At 40.0% G+C, this 25,985-nt stretch carries 22 protein-coding genes, 1 tRNA gene, 2 pseudogenes and 1 other annotated feature; of the genes and pseudogenes, 14 read left to right on the top strand and 11 right to left on the bottom strand.

What is annotated here, in order from left to right; all coding sequences use genetic code 11:
* Nucleotides 1-3 precede the first annotated feature (3 nt).
* Nucleotides 4-540, bottom strand: coding sequence for a phycobiliprotein lyase (locus U2718_RS07635; RefSeq protein ID WP_341993322.1), 537 nt, complete (start codon nucleotides 538-540; stop codon nucleotides 4-6).
* Between the two features lie 680 nt (nucleotides 541-1,220).
* On the opposite strand from U2718_RS07635, the gene U2718_RS07630 reads away from it, so the two are divergent.
* Nucleotides 1,221-2,597, top strand: a complete 1,377-nt coding sequence (locus tag U2718_RS07630; protein ID WP_341993321.1) for an efflux RND transporter periplasmic adaptor subunit — start codon at nucleotides 1,221-1,223, stop codon at nucleotides 2,595-2,597.
* A gap of 33 nt (nucleotides 2,598-2,630) precedes the next feature.
* Nucleotides 2,631-5,891: an efflux RND transporter permease subunit gene (locus U2718_RS07625; RefSeq protein ID WP_341993320.1), complete on the top strand. Its 3,261-nt coding sequence runs from the start codon at nucleotides 2,631-2,633 to the stop codon at nucleotides 5,889-5,891.
* Nucleotides 5,892-6,147: 256 nt separating this feature from the next.
* Here the strand turns inward: U2718_RS07625 and U2718_RS07620 are convergent, their stop codons facing one another.
* Nucleotides 6,148-6,435 (bottom strand): TPM domain-containing protein, encoded by a 288-nt coding sequence (locus U2718_RS07620; protein ID WP_341993319.1) that lies wholly within the window; start codon nucleotides 6,433-6,435, stop codon nucleotides 6,148-6,150.
* 194 nt (nucleotides 6,436-6,629) lie between these two features.
* On the opposite strand from U2718_RS07620, the gene U2718_RS07615 reads away from it, so the two are divergent.
* A complete protein-coding gene (locus tag U2718_RS07615) occupies nucleotides 6,630-7,031 on the top strand; it encodes a response regulator (protein ID WP_341993318.1) in 402 nt (133 codons plus the stop codon).
* 1,114 nt (nucleotides 7,032-8,145) lie between these two features.
* On the top strand, nucleotides 8,146-10,137 hold the full coding sequence (locus U2718_RS07610) for a protein kinase domain-containing protein (RefSeq protein WP_341993317.1): 1,992 nt from the start codon (nucleotides 8,146-8,148) through the stop codon (nucleotides 10,135-10,137).
* A gap of 102 nt (nucleotides 10,138-10,239) precedes the next feature.
* Here the strand turns inward: U2718_RS07610 and U2718_RS07605 are convergent, their stop codons facing one another.
* A complete protein-coding gene (locus U2718_RS07605) occupies nucleotides 10,240-11,322 on the bottom strand; it encodes a glycosyltransferase (RefSeq protein ID WP_341993316.1) in 1,083 nt (360 codons plus the stop codon).
* Nucleotides 11,323-11,671: 349 nt separating this feature from the next.
* Nucleotides 11,672-12,643, bottom strand: coding sequence for a glycosyltransferase family 2 protein (locus U2718_RS07600; RefSeq protein WP_341993315.1), 972 nt, complete (start codon nucleotides 12,641-12,643; stop codon nucleotides 11,672-11,674).
* Between the two features lie 144 nt (nucleotides 12,644-12,787).
* Here U2718_RS07600 and rplS point away from each other — a divergent pair, with 144 nt between their 5' ends.
* The 8 genes from rplS to rplL all read left to right on the top strand — a co-directional run bounded on the left by rplS (nucleotide 12,788) and on the right by rplL (nucleotide 17,201).
* Nucleotides 12,788-13,150, top strand: a complete 363-nt coding sequence (gene rplS / locus U2718_RS07595) for a 50S ribosomal protein L19 (protein WP_289790127.1) — start codon at nucleotides 12,788-12,790, stop codon at nucleotides 13,148-13,150.
* A gap of 152 nt (nucleotides 13,151-13,302) precedes the next feature.
* Nucleotides 13,303-13,375 (top strand) — tRNA-Trp (locus U2718_RS07590).
* A gap of 204 nt (nucleotides 13,376-13,579) precedes the next feature.
* Nucleotides 13,580-13,807, top strand: coding sequence for a preprotein translocase subunit SecE (gene secE / locus U2718_RS07585; RefSeq protein WP_341993314.1), 228 nt, complete (start codon nucleotides 13,580-13,582; stop codon nucleotides 13,805-13,807).
* Nucleotides 13,804-14,442 carry a transcription termination/antitermination protein NusG gene (gene nusG, locus U2718_RS07580; RefSeq protein WP_341993313.1) on the top strand — a complete coding sequence of 213 codons (639 nt, stop codon included), beginning with the start codon at nucleotides 13,804-13,806 and terminating at the stop codon, nucleotides 14,440-14,442. The genes secE and nusG overlap by 4 nt, the downstream gene beginning before the upstream one ends.
* A 6-nt stretch (nucleotides 14,443-14,448) precedes the next feature.
* The gene (gene rplK / locus U2718_RS07575; protein ID WP_341993312.1) at nucleotides 14,449-14,874 is read left to right on the top strand and encodes a 50S ribosomal protein L11; all 426 of its coding nucleotides are present in this window, start codon (nucleotides 14,449-14,451) and stop codon (nucleotides 14,872-14,874) included.
* 104 nt (nucleotides 14,875-14,978) lie between these two features.
* Entirely contained in the window at nucleotides 14,979-15,695 is a 717-nt protein-coding gene (gene rplA, locus U2718_RS07570; RefSeq protein ID WP_016875458.1) for a 50S ribosomal protein L1, read from the top strand.
* A 48-nt stretch (nucleotides 15,696-15,743) separates the two neighbouring features.
* Nucleotides 15,744-15,932, top strand: a sequence feature (ribosomal protein L10 leader region).
* Nucleotides 15,933-16,129: 197 nt separating this feature from the next.
* Complete coding sequence (gene rplJ / locus U2718_RS07565; protein WP_341993311.1) at nucleotides 16,130-16,675, top strand: 50S ribosomal protein L10; 546 nt, start codon at nucleotides 16,130-16,132, stop codon at nucleotides 16,673-16,675.
* A gap of 130 nt (nucleotides 16,676-16,805) precedes the next feature.
* Nucleotides 16,806-17,201 (top strand): 50S ribosomal protein L7/L12, encoded by a 396-nt coding sequence (gene rplL, locus U2718_RS07560; RefSeq protein ID WP_341993310.1) that lies wholly within the window; start codon nucleotides 16,806-16,808, stop codon nucleotides 17,199-17,201.
* A 77-nt stretch (nucleotides 17,202-17,278) separates the two neighbouring features.
* On the opposite strand, the gene U2718_RS07555 is transcribed toward rplL, so the two are convergent.
* The 3 genes and pseudogenes from U2718_RS07555 to U2718_RS07545 all read right to left on the bottom strand — a co-directional run.
* Nucleotides 17,279-19,030, bottom strand: a complete 1,752-nt coding sequence (locus U2718_RS07555; RefSeq protein WP_341993309.1) for a protein kinase domain-containing protein — start codon at nucleotides 19,028-19,030, stop codon at nucleotides 17,279-17,281.
* Nucleotides 19,031-19,764: 734 nt separating this feature from the next.
* The gene (locus U2718_RS07550) at nucleotides 19,765-21,615 is read right to left on the bottom strand and encodes a serine/threonine protein kinase (RefSeq protein ID WP_341993308.1); all 1,851 of its coding nucleotides are present in this window, start codon (nucleotides 21,613-21,615) and stop codon (nucleotides 19,765-19,767) included.
* Between the two features lie 358 nt (nucleotides 21,616-21,973).
* Nucleotides 21,974-22,320: pseudogene (locus tag U2718_RS07545) on the bottom strand (protein kinase domain-containing protein); the annotation flags it as partial.
* A gap of 286 nt (nucleotides 22,321-22,606) precedes the next feature.
* Here U2718_RS07545 and U2718_RS07540 point away from each other — a divergent pair.
* Both U2718_RS07540 and U2718_RS07535 read left to right on the top strand, forming a co-directional pair.
* Nucleotides 22,607-23,020, top strand: a complete 414-nt coding sequence (locus U2718_RS07540) for a hypothetical protein (protein WP_341993307.1) — start codon at nucleotides 22,607-22,609, stop codon at nucleotides 23,018-23,020.
* Complete coding sequence (locus U2718_RS07535) at nucleotides 23,007-23,312, top strand: hypothetical protein (protein ID WP_341993306.1); 306 nt, start codon at nucleotides 23,007-23,009, stop codon at nucleotides 23,310-23,312. Before U2718_RS07540 ends, U2718_RS07535 begins: the two co-directional genes overlap by 14 nt.
* Before the next feature lie 58 nt (nucleotides 23,313-23,370).
* On the opposite strand, the gene U2718_RS07530 is transcribed toward U2718_RS07535, so the two are convergent.
* The 4 genes and pseudogenes from U2718_RS07530 to U2718_RS07515 form a co-directional block, all read right to left on the bottom strand.
* Entirely contained in the window at nucleotides 23,371-24,843 is a 1,473-nt protein-coding gene (locus tag U2718_RS07530; protein WP_341993305.1) for a protein kinase domain-containing protein, read from the bottom strand.
* A 94-nt stretch (nucleotides 24,844-24,937) separates the two neighbouring features.
* Nucleotides 24,938-25,081 carry a hypothetical protein gene (locus tag U2718_RS07525; protein ID WP_341993304.1) on the bottom strand — a complete coding sequence of 48 codons (144 nt, stop codon included), beginning with the start codon at nucleotides 25,079-25,081 and terminating at the stop codon, nucleotides 24,938-24,940.
* A pseudogene (locus tag U2718_RS07520) lies at nucleotides 25,062-25,251 on the bottom strand (Uma2 family endonuclease); the annotation flags it as partial. The pseudogene U2718_RS07520 and the gene U2718_RS07525, both read right to left, overlap by 20 nt.
* 87 nt (nucleotides 25,252-25,338) lie before the next feature.
* Entirely contained in the window at nucleotides 25,339-25,503 is a 165-nt protein-coding gene (locus tag U2718_RS07515) for a hypothetical protein (protein WP_411813242.1), read from the bottom strand.
* Nucleotides 25,504-25,985 lie beyond the last annotated feature (482 nt).

Below are 25,985 nucleotides of genomic sequence, written 5' to 3'. Positions count from 1 at the left end.
ATCCTAAATTCTTTTTTCCAAATACTGTCCAATCATCAACTGTTCGCCTGCACGAGAGATAATTGACTGGCGCGTCCGATATTTACTACCAACAAGCTTTAATTCTTCCTCAAATACCGAACCGTTGTACTCAGTCCGCAAACATAGAGTTGTGGGGTTGGGAAAGAAATACTGGGCGGTGACTGGTTTGGTTGTAGCGAAACCACGATCGCGATACAGTATGTTTCCCTTTGCCCCAAATAAGGTTTTTCCCTTAGATTCCTTCCTTCCGGAGATAGAATCAGTGCTTTCCCAAATCACTTCGGCACCACATACCAAACTCACCGCGTCTAGCAAATTGTGCATTTGAGCCAGCTTTTGCAATTCTTCGCATCCCTGCTCTAAATACCGGATGGTAATGATGCTAACCATTTCCTTTGTTTCTCCCTCCGGCAATGTATAGTAGCGCCGTTCTGAACGCCACTTGCCTACTGATGCTTGAAAAAATTCTGCAAGCAGGGATTCGTTAGCTGTTTGTAAAAGTTGTCGCGGTGATGTCACTAGTAGCCTTCCTTGCGCAAAATGAATTCGCACTGAGTTTTGATAGGACATACATGATGTGTGTCCCTCATTTCTAAAACTTTATTTTTCTTAATATAAACTAAATACTTCCAGATTTACTGATAGTTTTGCTACAGTGCGGGAAATGGTTCTATTTGATTAGAGTTCACATTGCTGCGATCGCGTCACCGTATTCTTTAGATGTTGTCTATGATATAGGCTTTTCATCTCAGTCTCAAATTTGTCATAGTAAAAACATGACTTTAGTCACTGTTACATACGTGACTTTCTTGCCATGTGTCTTTCAAGCTTCAGTCTTTAGGATAGTAATTAAGAAACAAGCTAACGGTAAAAGGCTGATTTGATTGATAAAAGCCCTATACCAACAAGCAGATGGAAAGTTAGTTAAAAACATTTATACTTTTTTGAGAATTACTAAATATTTCCATCGATTACCTAGATTTTTCTGTGTATGACCAAATTCAACAATATTGATAATTCTGTAAATTAATCTAAATTTCTGTCAATATTTATACAAGTGTATTATATGAATATTGCTAGTATATTTTTCATTTTACAGAGAATTCTCTAGTGTCTATGTGGCAGGTTAGTTTAGTTGAAATTACTTGGTATATAGACGGGCTTTGTAGCTCAAAACTTCCTTGGTAGGAGCCAAATCAATGATTCGCGAAGGAAAAAAGCCGCCTAAACTTGTGAAAAATCCCGCTTTGAGGTTAGGTTCATCTGTTTATTGGGTAGCTAGCTTGCTAGGTATTGCATTGTTCATGGGAGGTTGCGGCTCGTTTCCCAAAGAATCAGCGGAGGCTCAACAAGAGCGTCGTGGTGTAGCAGGGCAAGCGGGTGGTGCCACGCCTGTAGATGTAGCGATCGCCCGCAAGGATTTATTGCAACAGCAATTAGAGTACACAGGCACTACTACACCATTCCGTACAGTATCGCTGCGATCGCAGGTAGAAGGAAGGCTTGTGGCTTTGAACGTAGATGTGGGAGATACACTCACACAAGGACAAATTGTTGGGCAGGTGGATGATGTACTCCTAAAAACCGCATTAAATCAAGCGGAAGCTGAACTAGCCGCCCTGCAATCAGAAGTAGCCAGAGCAAATACTCAAGTCAGTAATGCTCGTGCGGAAGTGGAAAGGGCGAGACTTGTGGTGACGCAAGCGCAAGCAGATGCCCAAAGGCAAGAGAAACTTTTTAAAGAAGGAGCGATCGCTCAACAAACTGCTGAACAATCACGTACCACAGCCCAAACTGCTGTACAAGCATTGCGTGCCGCCGAAGAGCAAGTGCGCACAGAACAGCAAGCTGTCGCTGCTGCTAAAGGTAGATTAACTGCTCAAAAAGCTGTAGTGGCACAAGCAAGAGAACGTAGATCGTATGCAAGACTTACATCTCCGATTGCTGGTGCAGTTTTAGAAAAGGTGACAGAACCAGGTAACCTTCTCCAACCAGGTAATGAAGTATTAAAAATCGGCGATTTTAGCCGTGTAAAAGTTGCAGTTCAACTTTCTGAATTAGAACTGGCAAATATTCAGGTGGGGCAATCTGTACAAGTGCGCCTAGATGCCTTTCCTGACGAAAAATATATTGGCACAGTAACACGCATCTCTCCAGCAGCCGATACTACTGCTCGCTTAGTACCAGTGGAAATAGTGATTCCCAATAGTGATGGCAGGATTGGTAGTGGGCTGCTAGCCAGAGCAAGTTTTATTAGTAAAGGAGAAGAACAAGTAGTAGTACCGTTAACAGCCGTTCACAAAGCAGAAAAAGAACAAGAAAACCCAAATCCCAAATCGACAGATGAAAATACTCAGGGGCAAGTATTTGTGGTATCAAAAACAAAAGATACGACAAAAGTTACAGCGAGAACCGTGACGTTGGGAAAACAGGGTGATGGCAAAGTAGAAATCATATCTGGTTTGCAACCAGGTGAAGCTTATGTAGTGCGGAGTGGCAAGCCGTTACAAGATGGCAATGCTGTAAGTCTTTCAATTCTCTCTGAGAAATTAGACTCAACTTTGACAGGAAAATAAAAACTGTTTTTGTCTGAATTTTAAATTAGAAAAATGCAGCAAACAAAAAAGATTGGGGGATTTAGTATTAGTGCCATTGCTATCCGCCAACACATTGGCACACTTATGCTTACCTTGGCAGTGATTGTCATGGGTTTCTTTTTCATTACTAAACTACCAGTGGATTTGCTGCCATCAATTACTTATCCCCGGATTGGTGTGCGGGTAGAAGCTCCTGGAATTTCACCTGAGGTAGGAGTTGATGAAATTACCAAACCATTAGAAGAAGCTTTTGCCGCAACTGAGGGTGTAGTACAGGTTTTTTCCCAAACTCGTGAAGGGCAGGTAAATTTGGATCTGTTCTTTCTACCAGGAGGCAATATCGATCAAGCTCTCAATGATGCTACAGCGGCATTTAACAGAGCCAGGAGCGGTTTACCAGATACGATCGAAGAACCCCGGATATTTAAATTCGATCCTTCCCAATCACCTGTTTACGAAATGGCATTAACTTCGCCTTCTTTAGAGGGTGTAGACTTGCGGGTATTTGCAGAAGAAGAATTAGCCCGCGAACTGAGTGTGGTGTCAGGAGTAGCAGGGGTAGATGTATCGGGAGGAGTGCAAGAAGAAGTCAGAGTAAATATTGATTTGGATCGCTTGCAAGCTCTTGGTGTTGGTTTAACAGATGTGCTTAATGAACTGACAAGCCGTAACCAAGATATTTCTGGCGGTAGAATTTTTGGACAAAATTCCGAACCTCTCACCCGTACTGTAGGACGTTTTAAAGACGCTAAAGAAATCCGTAATCTTTCTTTTGAAGTATCTTCTCCAACTTCCTCCACTTCCGCCACTTCAGGGCAGGCACAAAGCACTACTCCTACGACTTCCCCACTTCCCAGGCGTGTGTATTTGCGTGACTTTGCTGAAGTTATTGACGGTACCGAAAACCAACGTTTGTTTGTCTTACTCAACGGAGAATCAGCAGTAAAAATTAGTATTCAAAAACAACCAGACGCCAACACCATCGATGTTGTTGATGGAGTGAAAAAGCGACTGAAAGAACTGAGACAATCTGGTGTTGTTCCACAAGAGGCAGTTCTCACACCTACTTTGGATGAATCGCGGTTTATTCGCAATTCTATTGCTAACGTCACAACTTCCGGTTTGATAGGAGCAGCGCTTGCCGCGATCGCTGTTTTGTTATTTCTCGGTTCAGTAAGGCAAACTTTGATAATTGTGTTTGCGATTCCCTTGGCAACTCTTGCCGCAATTATTTTGATGGGGTTATTTGGCTTATCCCTAAATATTTTTAGCTTGGGTGGTTTGGCATTGGGTGTGGGTATTGTGGTGGATAACTCCATCGTGATGTTGGAGAATATTGCCGAGGGTGCAGGTATGACTCCCGGCAAAGATACGAGAACTCGCCTCAGCCCATTGCGACTTATTCAACAGGCAGAACAAAGTAGCCAGGAAGTAGAATCAGCTTTGGTAGCTTCTACTAGCACTAACTTAGTAGCTGTATTACCGTTTTTGCTGATTGGCGGCTTTATTTCGCTACTATTCAATGAATTAGTTCTCACCATTAGCTTTTCTGTTGCCGCTTCTATCCTGATTGCTGTAACTGTAGTGCCGATGCTCACTTCTCGAATGCTGGCATGGCGTTTTTCCAGTGGTGTAAGTGATTTCTGGTTTTTACGGGAGTTTAATAGTCGTTTTGATGCTGCAACCAGAGGATATGGCGCTTTCTTAAGTAAAATATTACATTTTCGATTATTAACAGTGGCGATCGCAATTATCCTACTTGGTGGTGGCAGTTTGTGGATGATACCGCAAATTTCTCAAGAAATTTTACCCCGTATTAATACCGGACAAGCCAATCTATTCGCTCAGTTTCCTCCGGGTACTCCTTTAGAAAATAATCAAAGAGTCATGGCTGCGGTTAATGACATCCTCAGCCGCCAGCCAGAAACAGAATACGTATTTTCTACTATAGGTGGCGGTTTATTTGGTAGCAATACTACTGAAAACCCTCTGCGGAGTTCTAGTACCATTACCCTCAAACCCGGTTCCAATATAGAAGCCTATGTGGAACGAGTTACTCAAGAGTTTAATAAACTAAATTTAGCTGGTATCCGCTTACGTTTATCTCCCGGACAAGTACGAGGTTTAATTCTCACTAACTCTCCTGTTCGTGGTGCTGAAGTTGATATCATCCTGCAAGGAAATGACGCAGACACCTTACAAAAAGCTGGAGAGCAACTGCTAGCAAATTTGGAAGAAAAAGTCACCTTAGCTAGATTTCGTCCCGATGCAGATGCGCGTCAACCGGAAATTCAGATTCTTCCAGACTGGGAGCGGGTTGCAGCTTTGGGATTAACTACTAGAGAAATTGGTGACACGATCGCAACTGCAATTCAAGGTAGTGTACCCACGCAGTTGCAACGGGGCAATCGTCTTGTAGATGTGCGGGTGCAATTAAATGAAGAATCTGTGCAAACACCTTCGCAACTACAAAGATTACCTTTATTTGTAGAAAATAATCGCCAAGTGCGCCTTAGCGATGTGGCAAGAATTGTAGATGCCCAAGCTCCTGGAGAGATTCAGCGCATCAACCAGCGTCAGGTTTATATTATTGCTGGTAATTTAACTGAAGGAGCAAGTCTCAGTGATGCTCAAGCACAGGTAGAGAGTGTATTAAATGGTTTCCAGTTTCCTCAAGGAGTCAGCGTCTTACCCAGTTCCACCGCAGAATCCAATCGGCAATTGCAAAATTCTCTACAGTTATTGGGCGGATTGGCTAGCTTTTTAGTTTTCGTAGTTATGGCAGTGCAATACAATTCACTGATTGACCCATTGGTAATTATGTTTACAATCCCACTAGCATTAGCTGGGGGTGTTTTTGGTCTTTATATTACCCAAACTGCCATTGGCGCAACGGTGATTGTCGGTGCGGTATTACTTGTTGGTATTGTTGTTAACAATGCCATTATTATGGTGGAATTGGCAAACCAAATTCGGGAACGGGAAGAGATTAGCCGTAAAGCAGCAATTTTACAAGCTGCTCCGCAGCGCTTACGCCCAATCTTGATGACTACAATCACCACTGTTTTAGGTATGTTTCCCTTAGCACTGGGAATTGGTGAAGGCTCAGAATTTCTTCAACCTCTAGGGATTGTGGTGTTTGCAGGGTTGTCTTTGGCAACGCTATTAACGTTGTTTATTATTCCCTGTTTTTATACTCTGCTGCATGATGCTTTGAATTGGAAATGGGTGAAGCCTATGTTAATGCAATTGCGTTTTTTCAAGAAAATGTAATTCCAGAAGCTACCAACTACCACCATCACCACCCCAACTAACACCCATACCCCCATCACTATGAGTAGTCTGAATTAATTCTGGGTATCGACTAGCACATTTATGCACTTCATCTTTTGTGGTTTCGTATACGCGAGAGCGCCCATCAGGTGCAAGTATAAGAGGACGTAATCCTAATGCGAACAGCTTGAGAAATTAAAAATAATACGCCGTTATTTTCTCTTTTTTACCTATTCCCCCAATATTTAAATCATTCTTAAGCAAACTGCCTAGAAGATGAACGACATGCTGTATCAAGTACAGTAACGACAGCAATTTCAGTACTTGTTTTTCTCTCGAATTCAGAAATAATTTTATTTAGTTCAGTCTCTGTGTCAGAACTCAGGGGGTTTGCCATATCCGTTACCCATCCTCCATCAATCAAGTGAGGAGCGGGAACTTCTTGAATAGTTATAGCTTCCGCTGTCAGAGAAATACTAAATAGTATTAAATAAAACAAAAAAGCTAGAAAGCCCGTTTTAAAAATTGATTTTGTTAACTGCATAAATAGCAGATACAATTGCTTTGTCTTTGACTAAGATTTATACCATAACTGAAAAAATAAGTTTTCTCTGAAAAATTAAATTCACCAGACTTATCAAATAACTATACCTTTAGCAGGAGGAAATCTAGATTCCTGTTTAGTTAAAGGTGTAAGGGTGATTTAAAAGTAGGAATCTACTATTTTTTGATTACAATATGTGTGGTATAGGGGCTAAACAAAACAGTGATCATCATTACATTCTTATCTGTGATGATGTTCCCGAAAACTGCTTTTTTCTTGAAACGGTTCTTAAATTGGAGGGTTATGATGTTGAAATTGTAAATAGTGGAACAGCAGCACTGGCTAGAATAGAAGCTAGTCAACCCGCTCTGTTGCTGCTAGATTTGATGATGCCAGACATTGACGGATACGAAGTTGCTCGTCGCATCCAGCAAAACCCTGTTTTTCAATCTCTTCCTATTCTGTTGATTACGGCTTATGAAGAAGCTCTGATCGATGAAGAGTGTGAAGTAAGGTTGGCTGGAATTATCCGAAAGCCTATTGATCCTGATGAATTATTAAATCAGGTTCAGGCAACTTTAATGTCAAAACATTAGTACCATTCTGATTTGAGGCAAAAGATAAAAAACAAATTTTAGTTAATTCTGTATCAACCTTTGGTAATATGTTTACCAAAGGTATGATATTTTTTAACCTTTCTAAGGACAGTAGCTTTCAGGATTCAAAAAAAGTTATTTTTTAGTTGATAAAAACCGCTAGCTAGCATCTATTATACTTAATATTTACCTTATGGATTAATAGGCTTTCAAAAAGGTAGATATAGTTGAAGTAATCCCAAATAAATTCATATTTATAAAAAAGACAGAACTTACCCACGAGTTCACGAGTTATGAAATAATAAACCACTCCAGACGCAGGGAACACGGAGAAAAGAAGATTTGAGAGGAATTTTGCGTAAGTCCTAAAAGTATAGACTTCTGTTTTCTTCACGTTTAACAATTAAGTAGGGTAGCCACAACAGTTATTACATGGTGCAGTATGTAGCTGTGATTAAAGATTACCTCTACTTTTGAGGCTAGCGCGATCGCTAAAATCTAGAATTACTCAACGCATATATTTATATTTTTTCTAGGTATCTGTTAACTTTCGCAACACATACTATCTATACTGATAAAGATTTGAGTATTTATTCTCAAATAATAGTAGTTAATGTAAGTGCTGGTTATAGCATCCAAATAGTCAATAGCTGCATTGCTTACGGGCTACAACTAAGGATAATGCGATCGCCTATATGCAGCTCCTAGCTATCCTACAATAAAAGCATTAGTGATTTAACTAGCTCTTTTACTTCACAAATAGTAATTAACTATACATATAAAATATCAATTCTTTACATACAAGAGTAAGAAAATATAGTAAATTTTTAAACATTCAGAGATTTTCATCATTATGTTAAACAGTTTTTAAACTGATTATATACAGCTAAAATAGTAATGGTTTTTAACCTTACTAGTCATGACTAGTTATAAATCTAACTATAAATCATTTGATATCAAAATTAAGTTAGCAAGAAATAATAATTGTTCTCACTCCAAACTCAAGCAGTAAATAAAAGTTTAGTATTTTTTGCATTTTTAATTCAATTTATTGTAGTCATTTAATTTACGACAAAACACTTTTAGATAAAGTAAAACAGAGGCTTAGGATTCGATGTTGCAATCAACTATTAATAATCGTTATAAGATTGTTAGAGTCTTAGGAGAGGGTGGTTTTGGTAAAACTTTTTTAGCAGAAGATACACATTTACCTTCTAGTCGTTGTTGTGTGATCAAACAACTCAAACCTGTTACTAATAATCCACAAATATACAAAATGGTTCAAGACAGGTTTAGACGAGAAGCAGCAATACTGGAGGATTTAGGAAATAGTAACAATCGAATTCCCAATTTATATGCCTATTTTTCAGAACAAGATAATTTTTATTTAGTCCAAGAATATATTGAAGGCAAAACTCTCACTGAGAAAGTACAAACCGAAGGGGTAATGAATGAGAATGCAGTGCGAGAAATTCTCAAAAGTCTGTTATATGTTCTCAACTTTGTACATAGCAGACATATTATCCACCGGGATATCAAACCAGACAACATAATTCTGAGGAGTTCGGATAACGTACCAGTGCTGATCGATTTTGGTGCAGTGCGAGAATCGATGGGTACAGTAGTAAATTCTCAAGGTAATCCTACCAGTTCGATTGTAATTGGTACACCAGGATTTATGCCTCCAGAGCAGGCAGCCGGCAGACCTGTGTATAGTAGTGATTTATACAGTTTGGCGCTGACAATGATTTATCTACTAACTGGGAAAATGCCCCATGAGTTAGAAACAGATCCAAGAACCGCAAGCATTATCTGGCATCAGTATGCGATGAATATCAGTCCGAATTTACGGATGGTTTTGGATCGGGCGATCGCTTACAATCCCAGCGTTAGTCTAGCTCCTTCGCAGGAAGCTCGCTATGCCACAGCCAGAGAAATGATTGATGCTTTGCAGTCTCCGGCAGCCAATTATGTTACTCCTACAGTACCTTCTCCCCAATACAATACACCAGTATCACCAAACCCTGGTCAATATTATTCTCCACCACCGACAGTTGTAAATTCTGGTGGTAAACCACCTCAATATATTTCACCAAATACACCTGCAAATTCTAATTCTCCTCAGTATGTCTCACCAGGTACACCAGTAAATTCTAACTCGATGTGGATAGGTGGAGGTGGCACATTTAATACCTCTATTCCCGTACCGCCCGAAATTCAAGGCTGGAATTGGGGAGCATTTCTGATATCACCTTTGTGGTGTCTGACTAACCAAGTCTGGATTGGTTTAATTTCCTGGATACCCTATCTTGGTTTACCAATGTCCTTTATTTTGGGTGCAAAAGGAAATGTTTGGGCTTGGAGAAGTAGACAGTGGCGAAGCATACAAGATTTTAAAGCCCATCAAAGAGCTTGGGCAAAAGCAGCGATTATAGTTTACTCAAGCTTGGCAGCAGTATTTGTACTGTTAGCTTTTATTGGCAATCTTCCAGAAGAAGATTCTTCTGATACTAACAACTCAAGCTTGAGCCAATCTAGTTCTAGTTCCAACCCTACTCCCAGTCAATCAGTGCCTCCAACTCCTTCAAACTTAACAACTGAAACAAATACATTCGAGGAAGTTGAAATTAGTAACCTAGAAACTTACACCTACAAAACAGGTTTATTCTCAATAGATATTCCTCAAGAATGGACTCTCAAAGATAATAGTAATGCCAATGAAGTAATTATAAATTGGCTTGATGACACTGAAAATGCTCTAGTTCAAGTTAATGTATTTGTTGTAGAACGTGAGCTAGATCAAGAACAATTAACTACTATATTAAAAAATTTCATCAACAACTTTGCTGCTTCCCAAGCAAACTTGACGATGAATCAACCTGTGCGCCAATCCGACAATAGTGTCAGAATTACTTGGAGGTATACAACTCAAATTCAAGGTGTTTCAGGAAGGCTAACAGTCAATAGTTTTATTAAACATCAGGGTAATAAAGTTTCGATTGACTCCTATGTTGTACCTAGCGAGCAATACGAAAAGCTTCTACCAGCTATTAACCAAGTTATCGGTAGCTACAAGCTTAATGCTTCAGTTCCTTTAAATCTTTAGTGGTTAGTATAGTACAGACGCGATTAATCGCGTCTGTGCATGAGTCGTGAATGGTTAATTTTTTATTACTCCTCATCGTGGTTGATAGTTTATTAAAAATAACTATCCATTAACTGTTAGAAAATCATTTTTCACTAACTCTAAATATACTGCTAGATTTTCCTGATGAACGCGAGTAACATTTAACCATTCTAAGTTTTGATGTGCCTTTATTTTCCACTCATTTAGAGCATCTGAATTACTCAACAAATTTACTAAGGCAACAGCCAAAGCTTTGCTATCTTTTGCTGGGACTAAAATACCGGCTTTTCCATTGTCCAAAGCTTCCGGTATGCCATCTACTTGAGTGGCAATAATAGCACAACCAGCTTCACGTGCTTCTGAAAGCACAAGACCGAAGGGTTCACGGTGAGATGCTAACACAAATATGTCACAAGCTAACAAATAACGTCGAGGTTCAGCTTGAAAGCCTTCAAAATGAATGCGGGAAGCAAATCCTGTTTGGCTTGCCTGTGCCACAAATAAGTGGCGTTCAGGGCCATTGCCAATAATATATAAATGAGCTTCAGGAAAATCTGAGGCAATTTGTTCAAAGGCTGCAATTAACTCAGTAATGCCCTTACGCTGATACATGCCTGCTACAGTAGCGATCGCGGGACGTTGCAAAGGTAAAGGTTGATACTCTTGTAACGGACGACTACGGGGACTACCGAGAGTACCATTGCATATCACTCGCAACTTTTCTGGAGAAACACCACGGCGTGCCATAGACTCGGCAACAGCTTTACTAACAGCAACTACCCTATCGGCAAACCCCATCAAGATACTAGCTCGTTGAAATTCGTTGTGTACGGTGGAAACTAAAGCATACCCACCTTTATTTCTGAGTAAACCTGCTAGCACGACTCCTGTCATCATGTGGGCATGGACTATATCCGGTTGAAACTCTTGTATAATTGCCCGATATCGTACAGCCGCTTTAATAATATTGATTGGTTTTCTACTTTGATCAAGTTGGTAGTGCTTAACGCCAAAGCTTGATAGTAAAGTCTCGTACTCTCCCCCTCCTGAAATGACTGCTACCTCATAACCACTTTTTGCTTGCAAGCAAGCGAGGTCTACAGTTACATTTACAATACCATTACCAATTTCTTGAATGTGATTCAATATATGTATTATTTTCATAACATTTCAGATGAATCTAATCAATTAATATAGCTTTATATACAAATAGCTTAATATTAATTGATGATACGAGTTTAGCTTTATATAAATTTAATAAAACTAGAATTAATATTAAGTCAATATGTAGCTACTGTTTTTAGAAGATAAAAAACAAAAATATGTAAATCAGAGTATAGCAGTTTCAGAGAAAAATAGAAAAACAAAACTAGAAACCGATATCCCCAACTTCTTTAAGAAGTCGGGGTTCTATATCTAACAGAAAATAATAATTTTTCTATATATAATACCTCAATTACTTGACATTATAATTTTTATTAATATGTCCTGTATTGTAAATTTTTAAAAGGAACTATTTAATTAACACATATTTTTGAATTTGAGCACTGTTGGAATTTCGGCGGTTCAATAGGGCATTAAATAAAAGACGCCAGGCTTGCCAAGAAAATATCGCAGGACTAGAAAAAAACATTATATTGTTCAAGCTCTGAAAATTTTTCTGCTTCAAAGCTACAAGCAACCAATGTAATTTCAAATAATTTTGAATATCTTTGAGAGCAGGAATGTGAGCATGGTGCTTTTCATTAACTAAAGCGTAAATCTTCTCCTTCATAACAAGGTTAGTATTTAAGCGCCGAGACAAAGAAAACTTATGATTGCAAGCACCTTGCCATATAGTTCGGTAAGCAAGGCATTGATTGATAAAAATTGCATCACCAAACTTAGCAAGATTAATCCAAGAATCAATATCATCACAATTGGTATCAAGCTTAGAATCCCAACCGCCTGTTTGCAGGAAAACATCACGACGACAAGCTACCTGTACAGGTGTGCCAAATGGGAGAAGTTCGAGCAGCATACCGTAATGAATATCTGCTTGTGGGGTGTAAAAAGCTAACCCGGCACCTAATTGCGGTGTACGGCTAAGTTCAACTTCTTGTTCATTAATTTGAGCAGCCATACAAGATACGATCACAGCTTGAGGGCGAAGTGCGATCGCTCGTGTTATCTCCTCCAGACAATTGGGAGCTAAGTAGTCGTCATCATCCAAAAACTTAATCCAATCTCCAGTAGAATTAAGAACACCAGCATTTACAGTTGCCGCATGACCAGAGTTAACCTCATTGCGATGGTATACAAAGCGAAATTTTCCACTCTCTGAAAATTTTTCTCTACAATTATTTAAGTACTCTTGGGTGCCATCCGAGGAACAGTCATCGGCGACAACCACTTCACATGGAATAGTTTGCCTCACAGCAGAGTCTATCGCTCTTTTGAGCAACTGTAAGCGGTTGTAAGTTGTAATCACAATGCTAAGTTTCATTCGTTTTTACCTATGGCACATTATTGTGACATCACATTTTCTTAATTTGATGACACAACAGGTGAAAACGTCATCAGTTTAATCCACTAGACTGATATAGGGTTGTAGATTTATTATGGATGATTGTGAGTTTTTCTGTAGACTATGAACGCTCAAGAGATAATCCGCTCTATTGAAGCGGAACAGCTAAAATCAAATCTGCCCAATATATATGTGGGCGACACTGTGAAAGTAGGTGTCAAAATTAAAGAAGGAGACAAGTACCGCGTACAGCCCTACGAAGGAGTTGTAATTGCCATGCGTAATGGTGGAATTAATGAAACCATTACAGTTCGCCGTGTATTTCAAGGCATTGGCGTTGAGCGGGTATTTTTGGTTCATTCTCCTCGCATAGACAGTATCAAAGTAGTGCGTCGTGGTAAAGTCCGGCGTGCTAAACTTTACTATCTACGCAATCGCGTTGGCAAAGCTACCCGGATTAAGCAGCGCTTTGACCGTGCTTTGTAATTGATTAAGTAGAGTATGGGACAAGGATTCACAAAAACAGCGGCATTAGCCGCTAATTTGTCTCCTCAAGTCAAAAATAAAGTTAACAAAAAATGCCAAATTGCGTTAAACTAGAAAAAGTCTAAACGCAATAACTGAATCAAAGACAACGTGCGCTCTTAGTTCAGTTGGTAGAACGCAGGTCTCCAAAACCTGATGTCGGGGGTTCAAGTCCTCCAGGGCGCGCTGTAAACAAAGACCCGAATCAAGTGCAATATGTGGTTGATAAAGACAAGCAACCAGCACTTTTGATTTCGGGTATAATTGTTTTATTTGCAGCTTTTTTCAAGCAATTATTTAAGTTCAGGAATAAAGTTGCGATCGCCTATAGAAATTAAATGAAAATTAGCATTTAATGGCTGTATCAGCTATGGGGGGAGTAAAAGTACCGTGGCCAAGAAAAACGAAGCAGAAATCCAAGAAACGACTAACAATGGGTTTAGCTTAGGCAACTTCTTTCAAGGATTGAAAGAAGAATTTGAAAAAGTGGTTTGGCCCAGTCGCAGGCAATTAGTGAGCGAATCAGCAGCTGTCTTGCTGATGGTATCCCTATCGGCATCTGTGCTTTTTTTAGTTGATAAATTTTTTACTTGGGCAGCACAACAGGTATTCGGATGACTTCTGCAACAGACGAAGAACATAATTCTATTGTGCAGTCAGAGGAAACACAGGAAAATACGGCAGCAGAGCATGAAGCTCGCTGGTATGCCGTACAGGTAGCCTCTGGTTGTGAAAAACGTGTGAAGACTAACTTAGAACAGCGCATCCAATCGTTTGATGTAGCTGATAAAATTCTTCAGGTAGAAATTCCGCACACACCAGCAGTCAAAATCCGTAAAGATGGTAGTCGTCAACACACAGAAGAGAAAGTCTTCCCTGGCTATGTGCTAGTCAGGATGGTGATGGATGATGACTCTTGGCAAGTAGTACGGAATACCTCCCACGTGATTAATTTTGTGGGAGCAGAACAAAAGCGTGGCGGTGGCAAAGGCCGCGGTCACGTTAAGCCAGTACCGCTAGGTCATGCAGAAGTAGAACGAATCTTCAAACAGACTAGCGAACAAGAGCCAATTGTCAAAATTGACATGGCGACTGGTGATAAGATAGTCGTGCTTTCTGGCCCATTTAAGGACTTTGAAGGCGAGGTGATAGAAGTTAGTCCAGAACGGAGCAAGCTTAAAGCTTTACTTTCGATTTTTGGGCGAGATACACCAGTAGAATTGGAATTTAATCAGGTTCAAAAACAGAGTTAATTAGAAATGGCGAAAAAAGTAGTAGCGGTCATTAAACTGGCCCTTAATGCTGGGAAAGCCAACCCAGCACCGCCAGTTGGCCCTGCCCTGGGTCAGCATGGCGTTAACATCATGATGTTTTGTAAGGAGTACAACGCCAAAACAGCAGACCAAGCTGGGACGGTAATACCTGTAGAAATTTCGGTTTATGAAGATCGGAGTTTCACATTTGTACTCAAGACACCCCCAGCATCGGTGTTGATTACTAAAGCAGCAAAAATCGATAAAGGTTCTAGTGAACCTAACAAAAGAAAAGTTGGGTCAATTACACAAGAACAACTACGGCAGATTGCTCAAACTAAATTGCCCGATCTCAATGCCAATGATATTGATGCGGCAATGAAAATTATTGCAGGCACTGCCAAGAATATGGGCGTGACTATCACAGATTAGTTAGTGGTTAGTAGTTAGTAGTTAGTGGTAACAAACTAACAACCAACAAGCAAAACTTTATCGGGGGAGAGAATTTACCTCGCTAATTACCCCAGGAGAGAAAAATGGCAAAAAAAGTATCGCGGCGCTTGCAGGCGCTACTAGAAAAAGTTGAAGATAGGGAGTATGCTCCCGTCGATGCTCTAAATCTTTTAAAAGAGACAGCAACAGCCAAATTTCCCGAAGCAGCTGAAGCACACATTCGGTTGGGAATCGATCCAAAGTACACCGATCAACAACTGCGGACAACAGTAGTACTGCCCAAAGGTACTGGACAAGAAGTGCGAGTGGCAGTTATTGCTAGAGGGGAAAAAGTAACAGAAGCAACTAATGCAGGTGCTGATGTTGTCGGTTCCGAAGAACTGATTGACGAAATTCAAAAAGGCAGAATGGACTTTGACAAGCTGATTGCCACACCGGATGTGATGCCGCAAGTGGCAAAGCTTGGTAAATTACTCGGCCCTCGTGGCTTGATGCCATCGCCAAAGGGTGGAACAGTAACATTTGACATCGCAAGTGCGATCGCTGAATTCAAAGCTGGTAAACTAGAATTTCGTGCCGATCGCACAGGTATTGTGCATGTTATGTTTGGTAAGGCATCCTTCTCACCAGAAGATTTACTGGTAAACTTAAAGGCGTTGCAAGAAACTATCGACCGCAACCGTCCTTCAGGAGCCAAAGGCCGTTATTGGCGCACAGTGTATGTGTCTGCCACAATGGGGCCATCAATTAAAGTTGATATCAACGCCCTGCGCGATATGAAATTAACTGAAGCGGCATAAATTAGTCATTAGTCATTGGTAAAAAACAAAGGACAAATGGCAAAGGACAAAACTAAATAACCAAAGCCGGAGACAGCAGGTGCCATTGGCTTAATATCCTGCCGAGGTTTGTATCCCAATTGCTTGAAGTTTCACCTAGTGAAGGTGTGAGCATTCTGGCGTTAGGAATCAGGCGTTTCAAAAATTGCCCCTCAAGTTAAACCCCGGCTTTCGCAGCTGGGGTTTATTGTTTTCGGAGTTGGTTAGTGGTTAGTAGTTAATAGGGGCGGGTTTTGCTGATTATCTTTCGGTTTAAACAGACTATTTATCTTCTAACCCGCCCCTACTCGACAAAACTACTATGTGGACGGGTTGACTTAGTTAATTGCTTATAGCAGAGGAAATCCGCCCCTACTATATACCGACAAAACCCCTTTCAAGGAGGTGAGACAAGAATGGGTAGAACTATAGAAAATAAACAAGCGATCGTGAGTGAACTCAAAGAAACTTTAGGTGAGTCACAATTAGCACTGGTTATTGACTACCAGGGGCTAACGGTTGCCGAAATTACTGACTTGCGTAGGCGCTTACGACCAACTGGTACGGTTTGTAAGGTGACAAAAAATACCCTAATGGGGATTGCCATTCAAGAAGATGAAAAATGGCAACCAATGTCGGAATTGCTCAAGGGTTCTTCCGCCTTTTTGTTAATAAAAGAGGATTTCTCTGCTGCAATTAAGGCTTACCAAGATTTCCAGAAAGCTACCAAGAAGACAGAACTTCGTGGCGGCGTCATGGAAGGGCGTCTGCTCAAAGAACCAGATGTCAAGGCGCTAGGTGATTTACCTTCCAAAGAGCAACTCATGGCGCAAATTGCTGGAGCAATCAACGCTTTGGCAACAAAGATTGCCGTTGGAGTCAACGAGGTTCCCAGTTCGCTGGCTCGTGCTTTACAGGCATATGTCGACAAAGACAAAGGCGGCGAAGAAGTTAGTGGTTAGTAGTAATAAAACAACTACTAACTACTGTAGGGGCGGGTTTAGAAGATAAATCATCGGTTTGAAACGAAAGTAATCAATGAAACCCGCCCCTACAAACAAACAACAAATTCACATTACAGGAGTTATATCAATGTCCGCAGCAACTGATGAAATTTTGGAAAAATTGAAAACCCTAAGTTTGCTGGAAGCCGCTGAGTTAGTCAAGCAAATTGAAGAAGCCTTCGGTGTTAGTGCTGCTGCTCCTGCTGGTGGCATGATGATGATGGCTGCTCCTGGTGCTGCTGCTGCACCTGCTGAAGCACCAGAAGAGAAAACTGAGTTTGATGTAATTCTTGAATCTGTTCCAGCCGATAAGAAGATTGCCGTACTCAAGGTTGTACGGGAATTAACCGGTTTGGGTCTCAAGGAAGCCAAAGATTTGGTAGAATCTGCACCTAAGCCTGTTAAGGAAGCTATTGCTAAGGAAGCTGCCGAAGATGCTAAGAAGCGGATCGAAGAAGCTGGTGCTAAAGTGACTGTGAAATAGTCAATATTTGTCCCAGTTTTGGAAGATTTTACAGGAGCCTAACTGAGGCTCCTTTTTTAAATCCTATAATTTTAGGCTCAACACTTTCTTGCATCAGCAGGATTGACAAAATCATGTAAGTCTGAATCCCATACGCTGATGTAAATCAAGCCACACTCTTGACGTACGATCTGCCCTTTTAAGGAACTGATCGCAAAACGAAAATTATCCAACCGCCGCTGTCGCACTTGTAGCAATCCTTGCCTAATTTCTTCTGTAACTTGACGCCCTAACATTCTCTCCAAAGTTGATAGCATAACTTGAAAGTCTATAGATTGAGCAAAAGCTACCTCTGTTTGGCGAATTCTGCCAGAATTACGGTCAAATAAGTAGCCAAGATGAATGCGATTTGGCACTAATATATAACTGACAGCACGAGTATTGCGCCAAATACCTCTTGAATCTTGGCTTGGTTTGCCAAGGGCAGCTTCTACAATACTTCTTTGCGTACCCACAGAAAATCCTGGGATTTTCTGCGTGCCGATAGTGCTAGATTGATTGCGAGGCACGTTATTTTGTGGTTTAGAAACTGTAGCTGGCGGCGCTGGTGCTACTGGAAATTTAGCAGTATCTTCAGGCTCTGATGGAGTAGGTACAGAAGGTGCAGGATTAGATTGCTGTTGTTTTGGTGGTGATTGCGAATTTACAGGTGGATTAGCTTCCTCAGGATTAGAAGCGGGGAATTTTGGCAAAGGAGATGTATCTGTTGAAAGCGGTGTGGGTAATATTGGTGAGTTGGCAGACTCTGGCTTGCGGGTAATATTAACGATCGCAAGCCCACCAATCAAGCCAGCTGCAACCAAACTGCCAACAATCCAAGTTGGCTTTTGCCACTTTCTAGGAATGGAATAGGTAAGGGTAACTGGAGTTTTGTGATGGGAAGGCAATAGCTGAGTTTCCTGAGATGCTGCACTAAAAGCAGGGATCGAGGTGACAATGGGTTGGGTTGCAGTTGTTGTTGGTGTAGGGGAATAAGACTGCAAAGCATCTAGCATTTTGCTCGCGGTAGTGTAGCGATCGCTAGCTTGGGGTTTAATTGCCCGGTTAAGTATCATTGCCAATGGCGGCGATACCCCAAGAGCATAATGTTGCCAAAGTATTTCACCAGTTTGCGGATTGGTTTTTAGCTCCCGTGGATGTTTGCCAGTCAGTAAATAAATAGCTGTTAAGCCTAAGCTATAAATATCTGTAGCGTAAACTGGACGTCCTACAACTTGTTCGCTGGGCATATATCCTGGTGTACCCATCACCAATGATTGAGTAGTGTATCCTGGCGAATTCTCTACTGAACGTATTGTTTCCTTAACTGCACCAAAATCGATCAGCACGGGCTTGATATTAGAGGAGCAGAGAATGATGTTATCTGGCTTGATATCTCTATGGATGATGCCTTTACTGTGAATGTAATTTAAAACAGGCAGCAAACTTAATAAAATTTCTCTAACTGCTGTTTCGGCCAGTGAACCTTGAGATTTAATAATACTTGAAAGGGTTTGACCTTTAATCCATTCCTGAACAAGATAAAACTGTCCATTTTCAGAAAAGTAAGCATATAGCTTGGGAATTTGATCACTACCTTCACCTAGATACTCTAGAGTGGTTGCTTCCCGTTCAAATCGCCGCTGAATTTTTGGGTAAATTTTTGGATCATTTGTTATTGGTTTGAGCTGCTTAATCACGCAACGACGGCGAGAAGGCAGATGGGTATCTTCTGCCAAAAAGGTTTCACTAAACCCACCAATACCCAGTATCTGGATAACTTGATAGCGATTGTTCAGCAGCTTTGTCATGCTCCATTCATAGTGTTAGTGAAACTCCTCACCATCTTTAAATGTTTATCAAATGCATAGGGACAAAGCTTCCCGTTCAAGAAATAAAGTTCACAGAGAAAAATACTTATTTTGCTATCTATAAAGTCTGCAATTAGGTAGATGAATAGATATGAGTTATGTGATATGCAAATATGCTTCGATATAGTTCAGATTGTCATTTGTCCTTGAATCTTTGATTTTAAAAAAGACAAATCACGAAAGATGACTTAACCAAAAAATGTGCAATTTGACGTATCAGAGTAGAGCAATTACTGCTCCCCGAACCCACCAGCACCCAGTTTCTTAGTAACTGTATAGCGATTGTCCAGCCATGTATATTCTGTCATGTTCTAGTAAAAGCGATCGCCTTCTTCCAGTGTAGCTTAAATGCTCAGGAGACAATTTTTCGCCAAGTAAATAAAGCTACTTCAAAAATTAAATATTTTACAATCTATAGCTCTATAAATAGCTAAATTAAATAGCTCATAAACAATCAATTCTTGAGATAATTTGAGTTTTTTTGAGAAATTTTATAAAAATATAAAAAATTTCAAATTCTCATGGCACAGCAACTTCTTTTACCTTTGCTGTTTTACTCTTGCTCCAAAAAGTAAGAATAATTGAAGCAACTGAGTCGTTAGAGATACTGAATTTAAGATACTTGGTAACACGTAAAATACTACACAAGTAAAGCCTGCATAAGCAGGCTTAGTTTAATGCAAGTCTGCATCCCAGACACCGATATAAATTTGATCCTCTTTGTTGCGTTGAATCACACCTTTTAATCCACCAGTGTTAAAAGAATATTCATTAATTTGACGCTGATATACTTTTTGCAATCCTTGTTTAATTTGACTAGAAGCGCTACCCCCCAACATTCCCTGTAACGTGGATTGCATGACATCTGGTGAGACAGATTGAGCAAAGCTTACTTCCGTTTGCCGTAATACGCCTGAATTACGATCAAATAAATAACCTAAATCAACACGATTTGGCTTTAACCGATAAAGATAAGCACGAGTATTCCATAAACCTCTAGAAACTTTACTTGGTTTGCCTAATGCTTGTGTGATCGTACTTTCAGCAGTACCTGTGGGAAATCCAGGTACTGCGCTACTATTAGTATTTGTTGTGACTTCTGGCTGATTTTCCGGCTTGGGTGGTGGGTTGTCTTGTTGAGGTGGTTTTGGTTCTGATGTAGAAACTGTTGGGGGCTGAGAATCTTGTGGCTGGGGTTCTGGTGCTGGTTCAAAAGTTGTTGGTTGTTGGGGTTGGGGTGTAAAAGCAATTGGAGGTGAAGAAGAAACAGCAATTGGTTTCTGTGGAGAGGTGGGTTCCACTAAGGGAGGTTGGGAAGCAACAGGCGTATCGTCGGGTTCGGTAGTAGGAGCAATAGATTCTGGCGCAACGGTTGGATTTTTTGCAGTAGGTTCTTGTGTAGTTTCAGGTGCGGGTGATGTAGCAATAGTTGTTTCTGGTTGCGGCTGACGAGTGATGTTAGCGATCGCGATCCCACCAATCAAACCACCTATAACCAAACCACCAAAAATTAAAGCGGGTTTTTGCCAATTTCTATCTGTGGTAGAGGCAGGAATAAAAGCAGATTTTTGGGAAGAAGACAATGGCTGAGTTTGTGCAGCAACAGGAGACAAAGCAACTGTACATTGAGTTGACTGATATGACTGTGCCGAAGGAATAGAACCGAGAGATTGCAAAGCATGTAACATTTTGCTCGCAGTGGAGTAGCGATCGCTAGCTTGGGGCTTAATTGCCTGGTTGAGAACCATCGCCAATTGTGTTGATACTCCAGGAGCAAGATGCTGCCACAAAATTTCCCCTGTTTGCAGATTCGTTTGTAACTCGTGGGGCGGCTTGCCAGTCAAAAGATAAATTCCTGTCAAGCCCAAACTATAGATATCAGTAGCATAAACTGGGCGTCCTACAGCTTGTTCGCTAGGCATATATCCAGGTGTACCAATTACCAAAGATTGAGTGAGATGCCCTGGAGAAGTGACTATTGAACGTATCGTTTCCTTAACTGCGCCAAAGTCAATTAAGACAGGTTTACCCCCCCGAACCCCTCCTTGATCAGGGGAGGTACTGGAAGCGGGGGGGTTGCGCAGAATTATGTTGTCTGGTTTGATATCGCGGTGGATAATACCTTTGCTGTGGACATAATCTAGAACTGACAACAAACTCAATAAAATTTCTCTAACCTTATTTTCACTTAATGGCCCTTGAGCCTCGACAATATTTGTTAGAGTTTGACCTTGAATCCATTCCTGAACCAGGTAAAATTGCCCATTCTCTGAAAAGTAGGCATAAAGTTTAGGTATTTGATCGCTGCTTTCACCCAAATACTCTAAAATTGCCGCTTCCCGTTCAAACCTTTGTTGAATCATTTTGTAGGTTTGGGGATCGTTTGTCACTGGTTTGAGTTGTTTAATCACACAGCGACGGCGGGAAGGCATATAAGTATCTTCTGCTAAAAAGGTTTCACCAAACCCACCAGCACCCAGTACCTGAATAACTTGATAGCGATTGTTTAGCTGTGTTATTGTCATGCTCCGTTCAAAGCGTCAGTGAAACACTAACCTAAGGGACTCGTCCTTTCAAATGTATATTCAAATGTATATTAAATACTTAGACGACAGATGCGAGTTAAAAGTTACGGGCAAGCTACTTAGCATCAGCAATAATCCATCCACTATTTTCGGCATCCCATAAAAGGGAAAAGTTTACAGAACTAGGAACTACTCTTCCATTTTTCATCAAATATTTCAACTGAGTATTCACTGTGGCGGTTTGTGTACCTGTTTTTATTAAGTTCACTTTATCTACTTCTATCTGTTGAACCCTAACTCCCCACCAATCGATGTAAGAAAGATAACCTTGAGGGTGAAGACGTTTATTACTTTGGAAACTAATTAAAATTTCTTTCACTGCACTCTCACTCATCAATCTCTGCTGTTGGATTTTCTGTGTCAAAGTTTGTCCCTGAATATACTCTTGTACTAAATAAAATTGCTCATTTTCTAAAAAATAGGCATACAACTGAGGAATTTGTTCGCTACCATCACCCAATTCTTCTAAAATCGCTGCTGTACCAATTGGTGAACTTGAGGATTATCCTGAATCGGTTTTAATTGTTTAATTACACAGCGACGACGAGAGGGCATTTGGGTATCTTCTGCTAAAAATGTTTCTCCAAACCCACCGCTTCCTAAAGTCTGAATTACTTGATAGCGGTTATTGAGCAGCATTGGCATAAAAATCCTTCAGGGTAAGAAAAGAAAGGCAGTTATATATTTTACAAATTTTCTCAAGTTTGACACTTCGTCTTTTGACACTGATAGCGATTAGTGAGAAAATCTTACAAAATCTACAAATAGTGCCATAATGTCGCCGTAATTCCTTATTTTTGGTCAAGCGATAGATCTAGTTTGGAATGCACTAGTTTACATTTTATATGCGACGAAAATATTTGTTCAAAATAGGAACCTTATTTCCTGCGTAAGCTTTGATTTTTTGTAGCGTATACCAAAGGATATTTATATGAATAAAAAAAGTCAATTTTTCTTACTTTCCCTACTAATTACCAACGTTATTATTACAATTTTTCACTACACAGATAATGCCATTTTCATTGATAGATACCCAGCCCCTGAATGGCTATCTAATTCATATACAGTTTATATGGCTTGGTTTGTTTTGACGCTAATTGGGGTAGTTGGCTATTTTCTGTATAGAAGAGGAATGCTGAGAATAGCTTATTTGTTTCTGGCCATATATTCAATCACAGGCTTATTCAGCCCAGGACATTATTTTTATGGAGAACTGTCAAAATTTTCTTTAAAAATGCATACTTTGATTTTGTTTGATTTTATTGCAGGTTTATCGATAATTGGTTTTATTGTCTGGTCAGGATTAATTCTTAAAGAATGGCAAAAAGGTTATGTTTCTAACTAGGTTAAAGTACATTTATTTAATACTAGTATTGACATTATCTTTTGCAATCGCACTCCCTGCACAAGCATTTACCTGTCGTAAACTTAATAATCACTCAATTTGCATTATTAATATCAAACGAAGTGCTAAATACCATTGGGAGTACAGAGCAGATATTAGTGTTGATGGTGTAAAAACACCAACAGAAGTATATAACTGTCGCGATCGCCTGAGAGTTCGTAAAGATGGAACTATTGTATTTTTTGAATCAAATGGAGCTGGAGAATTTATCTGTAATCTACTCGATAAATAGTAATTGATTCGCTAGTATTCCTTCTACCGTCTGCCCTCTACCTTTTGCTTTCTTCTATTTATTTCTTAAAATGCCTGAGATTGTGACGGTCTTGATATTTAGCAATATATTCAACATTTTGCCGTTCTATTTTTGATAATAAATTTGTCGGAAAGTTCTTTGGTGAATACCTTGGACTATACCACGGCTGGCTATCAAAATACTCTTGTAAGCCTGGAGTATCAAAACGCCGACCGTGACGTGCAAAAATAGAATTTCGCATAATATCTAGCTCAAATCCATCTTTATTATTTAAGTCTGCATCTGTTACCAGTCTTTGAGAAAGCCAGAAATAATTGTTGATTGTTGTAGGAATTTCTGGTGGTTTGGATATAGTTACAACAGATGGAGATGGAGTCAATATAGGTTGGCTAATTTGTATAGGTTTTATGTTAGGAGTTTCTATAATTCGAGGTGTTGATTGCAAGTTGGGAGTTTCTATAACTTGAGGTTTAGCGGTTGGTAAATTTACTGAAGGTGAAATTGTTTGCTGTGCTACTGGTTGAAAAGACTTTGTCAAAGCAAAACCGATAATCACAGATCCACCAATTAACCCACCTGCGATCGCACTTGCGATCAAAATATTATTTCTACCTTTATCTTGAGTTGTAGATGGTGTATTTAAACTCACTGTTGCGGGAGAATGGGCAGGTGGTGTAGGTGGAATTGGACTTACTACTGCGCCTTGCAGAGCTTCTAACATTTCTCTGGTACTGCTAAAGCGATCCCGTGGATGATACTGTATGGTTTTATCAATTATTTCTATCAATGCAGGACTAACATTCATAGCATGGCGATGCCAAAGAAGATCTCCTGTTCGTGAGTCTGTCTCTAGTGCTTGTGGTGGTTGCCCTGTCAGCAAATAAATTGCTGTCATTCCTAAACTATATAAATCGCTAGAATACACTGGTCTACCTGCTGCTTGTTCGCTAGGCATATATCCAGGCGTACCAATTACAATCGAACTGGTAGGATTTCCTTGAGAATTTAGCACTGTTCCCATTGATTCTCGTACCGCACCAAAATCAATGAGTACGGGTTTGCCGTCGCGATGACGCAAAATGATATTATCCGGTTTGATGTCACGGTGAATAATCCGCTTCGAGTGTACGTATTCTAAAACTGGTAATAAATTTGCTAATAATTCCCGAACCGCACTTTCGCTAAATAAACCCTGTTGTCTAATTTTTTCCGTAAGTGTGTCACCTTCAATCCACTCTTGAACTAAGTAGAATTGACTATTTAATTTAAAATAAGCATACAAGCAAGGAATCTGGTCAGTAGAGCCGCCTAAGTCTTCTAAAATTGCTGCTTCTCGCCCAAACCGCTCTTGTACTAGTTGGTAAATCTGGGGATTATTTTGAATTGGTTTGAGTTGTTTAATCACACAGCGACGGTGAGAAGGCATTTGGGTATCTTCTGCTAAGAAAGTCTCACCAAATCCACCGCTTCCCAGAGTGCGAATTATTTGATAGCGCTCATTGAGCAGCATCTTAACATCCTCTTGCTGTCAAATTGAAAACATATTTTTCATTATCGTTCCAAGAGAATGCAAAGGTCACTAGGATTTTTGGCTACCAGTAACACTAACTCCAGAAAGAATGACTGGGGTGTCTATGCGATCGCATTGGCATTTCCCATGAATGGGTGTCAGTGATGTAAACTAGCGATCGCACTTCTGGTGATGGGTTTGATGTATGCGATCGCATCTCAACGAGGCAGAATATCATCTAGGCGAAGCTGAAGACGGGGCAAAAGTGGTGAATTAATTAATTGATTGCATCGATATTGTTGTTGAATATGAGTGTCTTCAAGTAATTAACAGACTGTGAAGGTAGGCTGTTCGGGTTTACCAATTAAGTGTGACTCCACTCAATCCTCGATCATCTACAGCCGGATAGTTAGTTGTTCAGCTAAGTAAATTCTGTTGTTCGTCAACAAACTTTTTCCTTGGAAAAACTGAATTGATAGGACTTTATATATAGAGTTACATCAATGCTTCTCCATTAAAAATAAGATGGAACTTTGTCAAAAACAGGCGCAAAAATAAGCGAAAATACTTATTGAGAGTGACTTTTACGTCAAACTCAATAAAAGCAGCGTCAAGTGAAATATGCATCTGTACCAGCAATGCCAAAATGCTTTGAGTCATGGGGTGCTATACAGCATAGCAAGCTACAAAAATTGAATATTTCCTCACAAATGCAAAATATGAGCAAGTTGGTGCCGAGTGGGTTGGCAAAACTTATTCGCAACCGAATTGAGTTGAAATATTTGACTGTAAAGCCAAGGGCTGGTTAAGTTAGAGTGAAAAGAAAGTGTGCGCTCAAACTAGTCCTAAATGCCATTGTCTATTTGTTTCTTGTGATTACAGTATTATTACTTAGTATCAGTTAATTAAAGATTTTTAACGACAGTGGGTGACTAAACTTTTTACAACCTTAGGCGAAACGTTGGAAGCTTTGCGTACAGCTGCTTAATCTTATCCTGAAATTGCCTCAATGCTCACATTAACCTATTTGTCTTCACCGCTTGAATTATAGCTAGATTTAGGCGTAGAATTTTTTAAACTCTCACGCAATTAGTGTATTTTCTTTAAAGATTTTTTCAAACTAATTACAACCGACCCTTACC

The sequence above is a fragment of the Chlorogloeopsis sp. ULAP02 genome, from assembly GCF_038404745.2.
GTDB lineage: Bacteria > Cyanobacteriota > Cyanobacteriia > Cyanobacteriales > Nostocaceae > Chlorogloeopsis.
This window is presented reverse-complemented; position numbering and strand designations above follow the sequence as displayed.

Coding starts and splice junctions, on each gene's coding strand:
- nusG (WP_341993313.1), top strand. CDS start 13,804: ATGACTTCTGCAACAGACGAAGAACATAATTCTATTGTGCAGTCAGAG.
- U2718_RS07540 (WP_341993307.1), top strand. CDS start 22,607: ATGAATAAAAAAAGTCAATTTTTCTTACTTTCCCTACTAATTACCAAC.
- U2718_RS07615 (WP_341993318.1), top strand. CDS start 6,630: ATGTGTGGTATAGGGGCTAAACAAAACAGTGATCATCATTACATTCTT.
- U2718_RS07530 (WP_341993305.1), bottom strand. CDS start 24,843: ATGCTGCTCAATGAGCGCTATCAAATAATTCGCACTCTGGGAAGCGGT.
- U2718_RS07625 (WP_341993320.1), top strand. CDS start 2,631: ATGCAGCAAACAAAAAAGATTGGGGGATTTAGTATTAGTGCCATTGCT.
- U2718_RS07550 (WP_341993308.1), bottom strand. CDS start 21,615: ATGACAATAACACAGCTAAACAATCGCTATCAAGTTATTCAGGTACTG.
- U2718_RS07600 (WP_341993315.1), bottom strand. CDS start 12,643: ATGAAACTTAGCATTGTGATTACAACTTACAACCGCTTACAGTTGCTC.
- U2718_RS07525 (WP_341993304.1), bottom strand. CDS start 25,081: ATGATATTCTGCCTCGTTGAGATGCGATCGCATACATCAAACCCATCA.
- U2718_RS07620 (WP_341993319.1), bottom strand. CDS start 6,435: ATGCAGTTAACAAAATCAATTTTTAAAACGGGCTTTCTAGCTTTTTTG.
- U2718_RS07630 (WP_341993321.1), top strand. CDS start 1,221: ATGATTCGCGAAGGAAAAAAGCCGCCTAAACTTGTGAAAAATCCCGCT.
- rplK (WP_341993312.1), top strand. CDS start 14,449: ATGGCGAAAAAAGTAGTAGCGGTCATTAAACTGGCCCTTAATGCTGGG.
- U2718_RS07535 (WP_341993306.1), top strand. CDS start 23,007: ATGTTTCTAACTAGGTTAAAGTACATTTATTTAATACTAGTATTGACA.
- rplA (WP_016875458.1), top strand. CDS start 14,979: ATGGCAAAAAAAGTATCGCGGCGCTTGCAGGCGCTACTAGAAAAAGTT.
- U2718_RS07605 (WP_341993316.1), bottom strand. CDS start 11,322: ATGAAAATAATACATATATTGAATCACATTCAAGAAATTGGTAATGGT.
- U2718_RS07555 (WP_341993309.1), bottom strand. CDS start 19,030: ATGACAAAGCTGCTGAACAATCGCTATCAAGTTATCCAGATACTGGGT.
- rplS (WP_289790127.1), top strand. CDS start 12,788: ATGAACGCTCAAGAGATAATCCGCTCTATTGAAGCGGAACAGCTAAAA.
- U2718_RS07610 (WP_341993317.1), top strand. CDS start 8,146: ATGTTGCAATCAACTATTAATAATCGTTATAAGATTGTTAGAGTCTTA.
- U2718_RS07515 (WP_411813242.1), bottom strand. CDS start 25,503: ATGACTCAAAGCATTTTGGCATTGCTGGTACAGATGCATATTTCACTT.
- rplL (WP_341993310.1), top strand. CDS start 16,806: ATGTCCGCAGCAACTGATGAAATTTTGGAAAAATTGAAAACCCTAAGT.
- rplJ (WP_341993311.1), top strand. CDS start 16,130: ATGGGTAGAACTATAGAAAATAAACAAGCGATCGTGAGTGAACTCAAA.